The organism is Maribacter sp. MAR_2009_72, assembly GCF_007827235.1.
GTDB classification, from domain to species: domain Bacteria; phylum Bacteroidota; class Bacteroidia; order Flavobacteriales; family Flavobacteriaceae; genus Maribacter; species Maribacter sedimenticola.
Genome location: NZ_VISB01000001.1, coordinates 2970214 through 2982875 on the forward strand (window position 1 = coordinate 2970214; position 12662 = coordinate 2982875).

The window sequence follows — 12662 nt, forward strand, 5'->3', positions numbered from 1 at the left end:
TCCTTCATTTAGAGATGATCTAGGGTCGTTAACCGACCAAGCGGTCTGTTTTTAAGCAGGTAAACAAAAGGGGTTTTAAAACAAACTTTGTTGTTTGTGCGGACTTTCATGCTCCAAAAGCCATTTTTTTCTGTGTAGACCGCCGGCATATCCCGTAAGGGCGCCATCACTACCTATGACCCTATGGCAGGGCACCACGATCCATAACGGATTTCTACCATTGGCCGAACCTACCGCCCGTATGGCCTTGGCATCGCCCAACTGTTTGGAGAGCTGCAGGTAAGATAGGGTTCTCCCATAGGGTATAGTTTCTAGGGTAGCCCACACTTTTTTCTGAAATTCCGTGCCTTGCGGATTCAGTTTTAAGGAAAACTCCGTGCGGCTACCTTCAAAATATTCGTTGAGCTGGTATACGGCATCCTCCAATGATTCTGGGATAATATCGGTAAGGGGTTCTTCGGTATTTAAGATGACAATAGAGGATATTCCATCGGCATCACCAACTATTTTGGCAATACCTAGCGGAGTCTTTATGAATGCGGTATCCTCCATGGGTTGTTATTCTTTATCGGGACTGGGCTCTGCCGGTTTTTCTATCACTCCGGATTCCTTAGCGCGTACTTCCCAATTCTTACGGGCCAATGCCTGTAAATCGGCTATATTATCGCTCTCATCCATAATTTCCAGTCCTAACAAGGTCTCAATTAGGTCTTCCATGGTTACTAGTCCGCTGACCGATCCATATTCATCTACGACCAGGGCAATAGCCTCGCGTTTTTCAATCAGGGTTTCGAACAACGTAGGGATGGGAGTGCTTCTACGGGTCACCAGAATCTCACGTTTTATTTCCTTTAGCGGAATATCGCCATTCTGGTTGATCATTTCCTCCAAAATGTTATCCTTGAGGACAAAACCGGTAATATTATCCATTTTATCCGTAAAGACCGGAATTCGGGAAAACCGTAGTTTCTGGTTGTCCTTGAAAAAATCTGCAATGGTCTTCTCTTCGGATGCTATTTTCATTACCGCCCTAGGGGTCATGATATCCTTTACATGAATATCCTCAAAACGGAGTAAATTTTTAATAATCGTAGATTCCGATTTTTCAAATACACCCTCCTTATGGGCCATATCTGTCATGGCATGAAAGTCTTCTCGACTTAAAACGCTGCCGTGGTGTTTGCCGCCACCCACCATTTTGGTAAATAGGCGTAACAGCCATAACAGACCGGTATATTGTAGGCCTACGACCATAATTTTCAAGGTCTTGGCAGAAAAATTAGCCAATTGTTTCCAATAGGTGGCCCCTATGGTCTTCGGGATAATTTCCGATGCCACTAAAATTAAGATGGTCATTATGGTAGATACGATCCCTACCATAAGGTCTTCTGTAAATTCCATACCAAAAAGAGACCTGCTTTGGTTGCCGTATATTTCCGCATAGGCTGCTTTTGCCTGTACCCCCACCAAAATGGCACCTACCGTATGTGCAATGGTGTTAATGGTAAGTATGGCGATCAAAGGCTGGTCAACATCCTTCTTTAGCTCTTCCAAGGTTTTGGCATAGCTTTTACCTTCCTTAAGCTTAACGTTAATAAACGTGGGCGTTATGCTCAGTAATACCGCTTCTAATATTGAACATAGAAAGGAAAAGAAAATTGAAATTAATGCGTAGAAAATTAATAGTCCCATACGGTTGTTTTAAACCTCTAATATATCAATAAATATACTAAGGTGTGTGCTGTAAAACGTTATCAAATGCCTTATAAAATACTTGTTGAATGGCAGGTCTTATGTTTAGGTCGTAAATATTGCGATTTTCACGGGTGGGATATACCCTGTTGGATAGAAAGATATACACCAATTGATGTTCTGGATCTGCCCAAACAAAGGTGCCGGTAAAGCCACTATGACCAAAACTAGATGCACTTACCTGGGGTGCCGGGTAGGCATTGGCCAAGGTAAACTGATCATTGTCCAAATAAGGTTTGTCAAAACCCAAGCCTCTTCTATTATCATTTTCTGGATATTGAACCCGTGTAAATTCTTTTACGGTATTCTCCTGTAGATATCGTTTACCATTGAAAAGTCCGCCCTGTACATACATTTGCATGATAATCGCCAAATCTTGCGCGGTACCGAATAAGCCGGCATTACCGGAAATGCCACCTAATAACGATGCATTTTCATCATGTACCCAGCCTTGGGTCAAGGTATGTCTATAGATAGTGTCTAACTCCGTAGGAACAATGTTATTGCTGAAATTTTTGGTACTTGGGAGAAAACCGAAGGTTTTCATACCAAGTGGTTTATAAAAATTCTCCTGCATATACTCGGCATAGGGCGTGCCTGTTAATTGCGTAATCAACTCCGGAAAAATGAGGAAGGACAACCCGGAGTATTTGTATTTTTTTTCGCTAGAAACGTCCGAGCGATTAATCATGCGGTACATTTTTCTATGGAACCTGTTTTTGACATAGATCCCGTCAAAAGCTTTGTTGCTAAATCGTTTATTAGGAGTCCTACGGATGAACCTTTTTTTAAACCGACCGTTATTTTTTAAGGTTTTGCTCAAGAAAACAATGTAAGGTTCTAGTCCTGCTTGATGCGCTAAAATTTCGCGAAGCGTAATAGTTGCTTTGTCTTTCTTTCTTTTCCAGGGTTTCCAATAGGTGCTAAAAGGGACATCCAAATTCAACTTGCCTTCTTCCACTAATTTCATGATGGCAGGTAGGGGACCCAAGATTTTGGTGACCGATGCCAAATCATATACATCATCTAAGGCGACAGGTTGAATGCTATCGTAGGTATGGAATCCGTAGGCGTTATGAAAAATGATGTTTCCTTCTTTAGCAACCAAAATCTGAGCGCCCGGAAAGGCCTCTTTTTTTATACCATTTGTTATAATACTGTCTGTTTTGCTGTAAATAGCGATAGAATCCAATTCATAGGTCGCCAAGGAAGCTTTTTGTAAACTAGAACCTACCGGAAGCAACAAATGTTTTTCTTCGCCCTTCTGGGCAACCGCAATCAAACAAAATAAACCGAAAAGTATAAACAAATAGTTGCGCATATTACCCTAAGAGTTTTACGGCATCTTTGGCAAAGTAACTGGCCATAATATTCGCACCTGCTCTTTTAATTGCGGTCAGTTGTTCCATCATTACGGCATCATGATCTAGCCACCCTTTTTCAGCTGCGGCCTTGACCATGGCATATTCACCGGAAACCTGATACACGGCAACCGGAACGTCCACTTCATTTTTTATTTCACGTACAATATCCAAATAACACAATCCTGGTTTTACCATGACGATATCCGCACCTTCATCGATATCCATTTGGGTTTCCCGAATGGCTTCAAATCGGTTCGCATAATCCATTTGGTAGCTCTTTTTATCCTTAGGCACATTTTTGATGTCTACGGGAGCAGAATCCAAAGCATCTCTAAACGGACCGTAAAAAGCACTGGCATATTTTGCGCTGTAGGCCATAATACCGGTGTTTAAATAGCCCTCATCTTCCAAAGCCTCACGAATACTGATAATACGACCGTCCATCATATCACTAGGTGCCACAAAATCGGCTCCTGCCTTGGCGTGAGATACGCTCATTTCGGTTAATACCTCTACACTTTCGTCGTTCAAGATTTCTCCGTCAGCAACAATTCCGTCATGACCATAAGAAGAATAGGGGTCAAGGGCAACATCGGTCATCACCAACATATCCGGACACGCGTTTTTTACTGTTTTTATGGCCAATTGCATTAATCCGTTTTCATTCAAGGCTTCAGAACCCTTGTTGTCCTTTAAATTATCTGGCACCTTCACAAAAAGAAGCACCGAATGCAAGCCCATGTTCCAAAGTTCTTTTACCTCCTTGGTCAAATTGTCCAAACTAAGACGGTAGTAGTTGGGCATAGAGGGTATTTCTTCCTTGATTCCCTTACCTTCTACTACAAATAAGGGTACTAAAAAATCGCTTGGTGCTATTATGGTTTCCCTTACCAAACTGCGTACAGCTTCTGAGCTTCTTAATCTTCTTGGGCGTATATGTGGATACATAATTCTATATTTATTTCTAGTTCTTGGATTCCTGACTTTTTTTGATAATGCTTTTAAGCCGTTCTTTTCTAAGGGCAGCCTCTTTTTTCAATTTGTTCTTCTTTCTATCCATTAGTTTGGCATGCTTTGCTTTGTTCAACGTATTTTTAGCCTTGCCCTTTTTTGCCATACCTGAATATTTATGTTCAAACGCTTTATTGCCCCTAATCTCTTAGTGGGTATGCAATACAACGTACATCTCTTGAAGTTTTACAAAAATAGGGGAATTTGAAGAATAGCTACAGCCGTAATTACTTATTTTTATAGGCTTAGTCGCTAAATGACTTTGGATGCAGAAAATACGTGACCTCTTAAAGTTCAAATATACCTGGAGAACCTATCAACAACAATTTTTAGATGGTTTTCAAGAGCATATTAAAGATGAGCACTTACACGTAATAGCACCGCCTGGGTCTGGTAAAACCATATTGGGCTTAGAAATTTTGACCCGTATAGGTAAGCCCACCTTGGTGTTGGCGCCAACATTGACCATACGCAATCAATGGCGATCCAGGTTATTGGAGTTTTTTACGGCAAAGCAGGATTTCAAGTTTTCATCCCTTGATATTAAACAACCTGATTTCATTACTTTTTCCACCTATCAGTCGCTTTATGCGCTAACGAAATCTTTTGATAATAATGGGAAAGAAATGTTGGTGGAATTTATAAAATCTCATGGTATACAGACCTTGGTTTTAGATGAGGCGCATCACCTTAAAAATGAATGGTGGCATTGCCTGTATCATCTTAAGGAAATTGAAGGGTTAACGGTTGTTTCCTTGACCGCTACACCACCATACGACAGTTCTACTACTGAAATCAACCGTTATTTTAGTTTATGCGGACCTATAGATGATGAAATTGCCGTGCCTGATCTTATAAAGAATGGAGATCTTTGTCCGCATCAAGATTTTGTCTACTTCTCAAAACCAGAAGAAGCCCAGATCAAGTATATCGTTAACTACAGGGAGCAGATCTTAAATTTCACCAATAATCTTATTGCAAATAAGGGGTTGCAAGAAAAGTTGATTACGCAAGATTTCTATGTGAACCCTAAAGAATCGTTGGATTATATTTATCAACACCCTAGATTTTTCTCTTCAATTATTATTTACCTGCATGCTTGTGGTTATGCGGTAAATGAACAGAACTTAAAGATACTTGGCTTTTCTACTAATGACGTAAGCTTCCCTAGTTTTACGTATGAATGGAGTGAGGCATTGTTGCAAAATCTGTTGGTGGATCAACGCGAAACTTTTAAGGCCTTTGAGGAAATTTTAATGCCTTTGGAAAAGGAACTAAAGCGAATAGGAGTACTAGAGAATAAGCGGGTCAATTTCGTGGGTGATGAGGTCTTGTACCGAAATCTGTCAAATAGCCCTAGCAAACTGGAGAGTATTTACCAAATCGTAAAAAGCACGGATGCGAATCTTGGTGATGCCGGGAGAACGGTAATTTTGACGGATTTTATCCGAAAGGAGTTTTTAGATTTTGAAGAAAGTGATACTAAAGCATTAAACAAGCTTGGGGTGGTTCCCATTTTCAAATACATTTTGGCCAAACAGACCGGTGATGAAAAGTTAGGTGTGTTGACCGGTTCAATGGTCATAGTGCATGAAAATGCATTACCCAATTTAAAACAACTTCTGACTATTGAAAAATTACAAGTACATCCTGTTGAGGGGTCTGTAGGATACCTATTTATTCAAGTGCCCGAAGCACGTAAGAACAAGATAGCGGAATCTATTACACAATTGTTTGAAGACGGAGTGATAAAAACCCTGATCGGAACCAAGGCATTTCTTGGTGAAGGGTGGGATGCTCCTTGTATAAACACCTTGATCTTGGCTTCTTATGTAGGTTCTTTTGTTTCTTCCAATCAAATGCGAGGGCGTGCTATTCGGGTAGATGCCAACAATCCTGATAAAACCGGAACTATTTGGCACTTGGCCTGTTTAGATCCAACGGCCACCGATGGTGGTAAGGACATGGAAAAACTGCAGCAACGTTTTGAAGCTTTTACGGGTGTCTCTCTACGTGATGAAATCTATATTTCCAATGGAATAGACCGATTGGTATTGCCTTTAGAATGGTCAGAAACTACCAATTTAGAAGGGATTAACGCAGATATGCTTGAACAGGCACAGCAAAAATCTGAATTTAAAAGTAGATGGCATCAAGCGATTGAAAAAGGAAATGTTTTGGTGAGAGAACTGAAAATACCTTCAGCTAGCGATCAACCTTTTGCAAAAATAAAGAAATTACATGCCTTAAATGCCGGGAAGTATGTCATGCTAGAGGTCGTCTTAGGTGTTTCTATATTTGTCCCTGAATTTTTAATTAAAAATATGGGCGCCGTAATAGGCAAAGGGCTTATACAGGTGATCTATTTATTTTGTGCCGCCCTAATTCTTGGTTTTGGTCCAAAAACATTTAAAGCGCTGAAACTATACTTTTTGTTCGGCAATCAATACAAGAAAACAAAGAAAATTGGCAAGGCTTTGTTGGCCTATTTGTTAGATGATAAAACAACATATTTCGAGTCAAAAAATGCCATAATACATGCTGAACAACATATAAAAGGAGCTTTTTCCATTTATTTAAAAAATGCCAGCCAGCATGATAGTAATGTATTTGTATCGCTTTTAGAGGAAATCATTGCACCAATTGATAATCCTAGATATCTATTGGTCAATAGTAATTGGTTGAAGCGTAAACTAAAAATTAGAAGCTATTATGTTGTACCAATGGATATAGGAAAAAACAAAAAGGAAGCCTTAGTCTTTCAAAAATATTGGAATTCTTATGTGGATCGGTCAAAAATAAAGTTCACAAGAACCCTTGAGGGGCGTAAAGAGCTTTTAAAAGCCAGATTTTCGCATCTTAAATATCAATTTGAAGAAGTGGCAAAAAAGTCCATTACCTGGAAATAGTTTAGATGTTGATTTCCCCTATCAAATAACAAACGGCATTTCCTGAAATCTTTACCCGATCACCAAGATACTCACATTGTATATCACCGCCCCTTTCGGATAATTGTTTTGCCGATAGGGATTTTTTATTCAATTTTTTTGACCAATACGGAGTTAATGTAGTATGTGCCGAACCTGTAACAGGGTCTTCTGGAATGCCGCATTGTGGTGCAAAAAAGCGTGATACAAAATCTACCTCGTTTCCTTTAGATGTGATGATTACTCCCCTACAATCCAATTCATTTAACAAATGAAAATTAGGAGTCATAGCCTCAATTTCTGTTTGCGTTTCATACACCAACATATAATCTGTTTTTCCTTTATAGGTCTCTAAAGGCTTTTTACCGATAGCTTCTGTGATGTTATTCTGTTCAGATACTTGTTTAAGTTCATCTGTTGGGAAGTCCATGGTCAATGTTCCCTGTTCATTCTTTTCAACAATGAGCTCACCACTTCTAGGCGAAATAAACTTTAGGGTATTTTCTTTGAAACCGTAGTAATTGTAAAGGACAAAGGCTGTTGCCAATGTAGCATGACCACAAAGGTCTACTTCAATTTCTGGTGTAAACCAACGCAGTTCATAATGGTCATCTTTCTGTACGGCAAAGGCGGTTTCTGCCAAATTATTTTCTGCGGCTATTTTTTGCATGAGGTCGTTTGATAACCATTCCTTTAGAATACAAACGGCAGCTGGGTTACCACCAAATAATTCTTTGGTAAAGGCATCAATCTGATATATTTTTTGCTTCATGGTATTAAGATTTATTCAATCCCTAATTTACGACTTATCTCATCTGCTTTGGCGATCCATTTTTTAGAAGCGTCAAATCGGTATCCCACATAAAACTCCAAAAAACTGATGGAATCGTCTAAAATAAAATTTTCATCGGAAGTGTGGGTCAGTAATTGGGTGTTCATATTTACACCTCCAAAAAATGATTCGGAGTTATAGCCACCGGTCATTCTAAATACAAGTTGTGCCAATCCGTTAAATGAGGTGTCTCCGTCGGTACTAGAATAATTAAATCCTAAACCTCCGGTAGCGCCTGCAGAAAGTAAGTAGTTCTCGTCAAAAACCCAATTGTAATAGTAACCAGGACCTACAGCCACCTTAAACGATTTTTCCAGTTGGTTTTCTATTAGCGGATCTTCTAATTTAAACTTGGTGTAGTAATAGGAAATGCTGGGTATAAAACTGCCCACGCTTTGGGTCTGCCATTCATTTTGAAACCCTATAGCGCGAAACGAAAAATCAGGATTAAAGATGTAACTGGAGCTGCCGCCTATTTTTAAGGTTTTCAAGTCGTCCACGGGCAAAGTAAAGTCCTGGGTACGAACAAAGAATCCTTTCTGCTTGTAATAATCTATGGTCTGCATGAATTGACCAAAAAACGTTCTAACATTGAACGTAATTAATTTAGAATCGCCATTGTCCTTGTTTTCGGACAAGAAATTGGGTGCATAGCCTAAATCAACCTCTAAGAACCGAAATAGAATAGATAGTCCTAGGTAACTTTTATCGTTGGGTATGAACTCTGTTTTATTTCGTGTAATCTTGTCTCTAAGCGTAAAATTATTTGAGGTGGTCTGTAGTGCCAGTCTCAACGTAATTTTGTCCGGAAAGTCTTCTTTATATTGTGAATTTTGAGCAGTACAAAGGTTAATTGAGCAGAACATACCCAAAATAAGCAGTACTCTTATACCCATTCTTTTGGTGCTTTTAAAATATTCAATAATCGCTCTTCTTCACTGCCTTCTTCAGGTTGGTGATCATAACGCCATTGCACATGTGGTGGCAAGCTCATTAAGATGCTTTCTATACGCCCATTGGTTCTTAGTCCGAATAACGTACCCTTATCATGTACTAGATTAAATTCAACATATCTACCGCGTCTAATTTCTTGCCAATCTCTTTGTTCCTTAGTGTAGGCAAGGTCTTTTCGTTTTATAACGATTGGTACATAACATGATAGGAAACTGTTGCCAACTTCCGTAACAAAGTCATACCACTGTTGCATGTTCATCTCAGGAGTGGCTTTGCAATAGTCAAAAAATAAACCGCCTAGTCCACGTGCCTCATTTCTATGCGTATTCCAAAAATACTCATCGCATCTTTTTTTATAGGTATCATAAAATGTGGGCTGATGTTTGTCGCATGCTGTTTTACACACTTGGTGAAAATGAACGGCATCTTCATCAAATAGGTAATACGGAGTCAAATCCTGACCACCACCAAACCATTGATCTACAATTTCACCTTGCTCATCATACAATTCAAAATAGCGCCAATTGGCATGAACGGTAGGCACCATAGGATTTTTTGGGTGCAAGACCAAGCTTAATCCACATGCAAAGAAATTACCTTCCTTCACTTCAAAATATGCTTTCATGCTATCGGGCAATTCCCCATGAACGCCAGAAATATTTACGCCTCCTTTTTCAAACACTGCTCCATTTTCTATAACACGGGTTCTACCGCCACCACCTTCCGGGCGTTTCCAGATATCTTCTTGAAAAGTAGCTTTACCGTCTACCTCTTCTAATTTAGTGGTTATCGTATCTTGAAGTTGTTGTATGTATGCGTAAAATTTATCTTTCATGATCTAAAACGTAAAGTTCCATAGCTAACGGTTTTTCGTTAGGTGGGGTAAAGAATTTTTTTAAGGTTTCTTTCCAAAGATAGCCACATTTTTCTGCGACCCTAATGCTGCCGATATTCGTTTTGTGTGCAATAATCCGTAGTGTATGTATATTCGGTAATTGTAGCGCCCATTTAGAAATGGTTTTCACGGCAGTACTGGTATACCCTTTATTGGTTTGGGTATAATCTATGCAATAGGCTAATTCTGCTTCATTTTTAGCAAGATCAATAGCTTTTACATACACCAGCCCGATTATTTTTCTGTTTTGAGGCTCTTTTAAGGTGAATAGATATTCCTCGTGTTTAATAAACTCGTTGACTTTCTTTTCAACAAAGAGCTTGGATAAGGTTGGATTTAAATTTGACGCAAGTGTACTAGGGAAAAATCTGCTTAAGTGATTTTCGTTTGCACAGCAAAAATCGCATAATCGCCACCCGTCTCGCTCCGATATAGGGTTAATTTCGAAAAAAGGAAATGTAAAGTTACCCATGCTTTATTTAAAGGTTATATTGCCAAATCCTCTTCGGATACAACATTGTATTTGTTCTTACTTTTTTTATACCATAGTGCTAATCCAAAAGTCAAAACTCCTAAGCGTCCTATAAACATTAATATAGATAGGATAATTTTACCAAAATTGTCCAAGTCCCCTGTAATCCCTGTACTTAGACCTACGGTACCCAATGCAGAAGCTACCTCAAAAAGAATATTCTCAAATTTAAAATTGTTGGTATAGCATACCAGCAATGTACCTAATACCAATAGAAGTGTATAAAAAATGAAAGTGGATATGGCAATCTGTAAGCGTTCACCAGGAATTTTCCTTTGCATAAAAGTAACGGTTTTTTTGCCTTGCAAACCACTTTTCATTATTGCTAGAACGGCGGTCAATGTGGTAATCTTGATTCCACCAGCAGTACCGGAAGGAGATGCACCAACATACATTAAGAAAATTGTAACCATGAGTATGGCTTGAGAAAATAGCCCAATATCTACCGTGTTAAATCCTACTGTGGTCATAGCACTCATTGCTTGGAAGAATGATGCCATTAAACGTTCATTTTCATTTATATTGGAGAGCGAAGGCTCTGTAAAATACAGGAGTACCGTTCCCATTGCCAATAAAATTATGAAACCATAGAAGATAATTTTGGTGGTAAAGCTCAATTGGTGCGATTTATTTTTTATCCATAAAAAGATGTCGGTAACAACAATGAATCCCATAGAACCACAAATGGCAAGCATACTGGTTGTGAAATTAATAAGTCCGTTGTCAAGATATGAGGTAAAACCATTAGGGTCTAGACTAAAACCAGCAGTGCAAAAAGCACTGATACTGTGAAAAATTGATGACCATACTGCATTCCAAAAACTTAACCCTGCACCTTTAAAGGCAACAAAATACAGTATTGCTCCAATAGTTTCCATGACCATTGTAAAAATTGCGACAGATTTTATGAAATCCCTTATATGTAAAGTATTGGGCAATGTAAATTCTGTCTTTAGAATTTTTTGATGCCAATGCGTCATTTTTCTAGTGGTTGACAATATTACAAAGGTGGTAAATGTCAAGTAGCCAATACCTCCCAACTGGAATAAAACCATTATGACCAACTGCCCTAAAAAAGTATATGATTCGGTTAAGGGTACAGTAAGCAATCCTGTGGTTGAAACGGCAGAAGCTGCCGTAAACAGATTATCTACCCAACTAATCGGTGTTTTTTGTAAAAGGGGTATGCACAGTAATATAAACCCAAAAGTAATATAGGTAAAGAACCCATAAAACAAAGTTTGTTGTGGTGTTAAGCCTAATTTAAATTTCTTGTAGGTTTTTCCAATATTTTTGAAATACCCCATACGGTACGTATTAGCCTACTTTATATTCTTTTACGGCGTCAATGAAGGCTTTTGCGTTTTCTACTGGAACATTGGGTAAAATACCGTGCCCTAAATTAACTACATAGCTGTCCTTACCAAATTCGTTGATCATTTGATGAACCATTTTCTTGATTTCTGCCGGTGGAGAAAGCAATCGGGCAGGATCAAAATTTCCTTGAAGGGTAATTTTGCCACCACTTAAATAACGTGCATTTCTTGCCGAGCAGGTCCAGTCCACACCCAATGCGGATGCACCTGATTTTGCCATATCGCCCAAAGCGAACCAACAACCCTTACCAAAAACAATGACCGGAGCCTCGTCTTTTAAAGCATCTATAATCTGCTGAATGTACTGCCAAGAAAATTCTTGATAATCCGTTGGTGATAACATGCCTCCCCAAGAATCAAATACCTGTACTGCATTAACACCAGCAGCTACTTTAGCCTTTAAATAGGCAATGGTGGTATCGGTAATTTTTTGAAGCAATTCATGTGCAACAACGGGCTGTGTAAAACACAATTCTTTAGCCTTATCGAACGTTTTACTGCCTTGACCTTGTACGCAATAACATAAAATAGTCCAAGGAGAACCTGCAAAACCGATCAAGGGAACTTCATTGTTCAGTTTCTCCTTGGTAGCTTTTATAGCTTCCATCACATACCCTAAGGTTTCATGAACATCTGGTACGATAACGCTATCCAGATCTTTCTGGTTACGAATAGGATTCGGTAAATACGGACCAAAATTCGGTTTCATCTCCACATGAATGTTCATGGCCTGTGGTATTACCAAAATGTCACTAAAAAGAATAGCGGCATCCATGCCATATCTGCGAATAGGTTGTACCGTAATTTCAGATGCCAATTCAGGAGTCTGACATCTTGTGAAGAAATCATATTTTTCCTTGATTGCCATAAACTCAGGTAAATATCTACCCGCTTGGCGCATCATCCACACTGGTGGTCTTTCTACAGTCTCACCTTTTAATGCTTTTAGAAATAGGTCGTTTTTTAAGCTCATATTCTTTTAATAGCTTTTAGCTGCTAGCCTTTGGCTTTTAACTATT

12 protein-coding genes are annotated in these 12662 nt (G+C 39.0%); 1 reads left to right on the forward strand and 11 read right to left on the reverse strand.

All coding sequences use genetic code 11. The features are described from left to right. Positions 1–75: 75 nt before the first annotated feature. Genes JM81_RS12555 through JM81_RS18445 form a run of 5 tightly spaced genes read right to left on the reverse strand, consistent with a single transcriptional unit; the run spans position 76 to position 4233 of the window. Entirely contained in the window at positions 76–552 is a 477-nt protein-coding gene (locus JM81_RS12555) for a methylated-DNA--[protein]-cysteine S-methyltransferase (RefSeq protein ID WP_144803911.1), read from the reverse strand. Positions 553–558: 6 nt separating this feature from the next. Beyond that, positions 559–1692, reverse strand: coding sequence for a CNNM domain-containing protein (locus JM81_RS12560; RefSeq protein WP_144803912.1), 1134 nt, complete (start codon positions 1690–1692; stop codon positions 559–561). Between the two features lie 37 nt (positions 1693–1729). Further along, entirely contained in the window at positions 1730–3073 is a 1344-nt protein-coding gene (locus JM81_RS12565; protein ID WP_144803913.1) for a serine hydrolase domain-containing protein, read from the reverse strand. Position 3074: 1 nt separating this feature from the next. After that, positions 3075–4064, reverse strand: a complete 990-nt coding sequence (gene hemB / locus JM81_RS12570; protein ID WP_144803914.1) for a porphobilinogen synthase — start codon at positions 4062–4064, stop codon at positions 3075–3077. Positions 4065–4080: 16 nt separating this feature from the next. Continuing rightward, positions 4081–4233, reverse strand: coding sequence for a hypothetical protein (locus JM81_RS18445; RefSeq protein ID WP_164674225.1), 153 nt, complete (start codon positions 4231–4233; stop codon positions 4081–4083). Positions 4234–4393: 160 nt separating this feature from the next. Here JM81_RS18445 and JM81_RS12575 point away from each other — a divergent pair, with 160 nt between their 5' ends. Next, complete coding sequence (locus tag JM81_RS12575; protein WP_144803915.1) at positions 4394–7036, forward strand: DEAD/DEAH box helicase family protein; 2643 nt, start codon at positions 4394–4396, stop codon at positions 7034–7036. Between the two features lies 1 nt (position 7037). Here JM81_RS12575 and JM81_RS12580 read toward each other — a convergent pair whose 3' ends face one another. From JM81_RS12580 to hemE, 6 genes are read right to left on the reverse strand one after another with little or no spacing between them, the layout of a single operon-like run. Next, positions 7038–7826, reverse strand: a complete 789-nt coding sequence (locus JM81_RS12580) for a PhzF family phenazine biosynthesis protein (protein WP_144803916.1) — start codon at positions 7824–7826, stop codon at positions 7038–7040. Positions 7827–7837: 11 nt separating this feature from the next. Next, positions 7838–8782 (reverse strand): DUF4421 family protein, encoded by a 945-nt coding sequence (locus JM81_RS12585; protein WP_144803917.1) that lies wholly within the window; start codon positions 8780–8782, stop codon positions 7838–7840. Then, a complete protein-coding gene (gene hemF / locus JM81_RS12590) occupies positions 8773–9675 on the reverse strand; it encodes an oxygen-dependent coproporphyrinogen oxidase (protein ID WP_144803918.1) in 903 nt (300 codons plus the stop codon). The genes JM81_RS12585 and hemF overlap by 10 nt, the downstream gene beginning before the upstream one ends. Next, a complete protein-coding gene (locus JM81_RS12595; protein WP_144803919.1) occupies positions 9665–10207 on the reverse strand; it encodes a GNAT family N-acetyltransferase in 543 nt (180 codons plus the stop codon). Before JM81_RS12595 ends, hemF begins: the two co-directional genes overlap by 11 nt. A gap of 14 nt (positions 10208–10221) precedes the next feature. Then, entirely contained in the window at positions 10222–11574 is a 1353-nt protein-coding gene (locus tag JM81_RS12600) for a TrkH family potassium uptake protein (RefSeq protein ID WP_144803920.1), read from the reverse strand. 10 nt (positions 11575–11584) lie between these two features. Further along, positions 11585–12616, reverse strand: a complete 1032-nt coding sequence (gene hemE / locus JM81_RS12605; protein WP_144803921.1) for a uroporphyrinogen decarboxylase — start codon at positions 12614–12616, stop codon at positions 11585–11587. Between the last annotated feature and the right edge of the window lie 46 nt (positions 12617–12662).

What these genes read in the sequence shown, in the direction of transcription:
- JM81_RS12555 (WP_144803911.1), bottom strand. Translation starts at nt 552, where the DNA reads ATGGAGGATACCGCATTCATAAAGACTCCGCTAGGTATTGCCAAAATA.
- JM81_RS12560 (WP_144803912.1), bottom strand. Translation starts at nt 1,692, where the DNA reads ATGGGACTATTAATTTTCTACGCATTAATTTCAATTTTCTTTTCCTTT.
- JM81_RS12600 (WP_144803920.1), bottom strand. Translation starts at nt 11,574, where the DNA reads ATGGGGTATTTCAAAAATATTGGAAAAACCTACAAGAAATTTAAATTA.
- JM81_RS18445 (WP_164674225.1), bottom strand. Translation starts at nt 4,233, where the DNA reads ATGGCAAAAAAGGGCAAGGCTAAAAATACGTTGAACAAAGCAAAGCAT.
- hemE (WP_144803921.1), bottom strand. Translation starts at nt 12,616, where the DNA reads ATGAGCTTAAAAAACGACCTATTTCTAAAAGCATTAAAAGGTGAGACT.
- JM81_RS12585 (WP_144803917.1), bottom strand. Translation starts at nt 8,782, where the DNA reads ATGGGTATAAGAGTACTGCTTATTTTGGGTATGTTCTGCTCAATTAAC.
- JM81_RS12595 (WP_144803919.1), bottom strand. Translation starts at nt 10,207, where the DNA reads ATGGGTAACTTTACATTTCCTTTTTTCGAAATTAACCCTATATCGGAG.
- JM81_RS12580 (WP_144803916.1), bottom strand. Translation starts at nt 7,826, where the DNA reads ATGAAGCAAAAAATATATCAGATTGATGCCTTTACCAAAGAATTATTT.
- JM81_RS12565 (WP_144803913.1), bottom strand. Translation starts at nt 3,073, where the DNA reads ATGCGCAACTATTTGTTTATACTTTTCGGTTTATTTTGTTTGATTGCG.
- hemF (WP_144803918.1), bottom strand. Translation starts at nt 9,675, where the DNA reads ATGAAAGATAAATTTTACGCATACATACAACAACTTCAAGATACGATA.
- hemB (WP_144803914.1), bottom strand. Translation starts at nt 4,064, where the DNA reads ATGTATCCACATATACGCCCAAGAAGATTAAGAAGCTCAGAAGCTGTA.
- JM81_RS12575 (WP_144803915.1), top strand. Translation starts at nt 4,394, where the DNA reads ATGCAGAAAATACGTGACCTCTTAAAGTTCAAATATACCTGGAGAACC.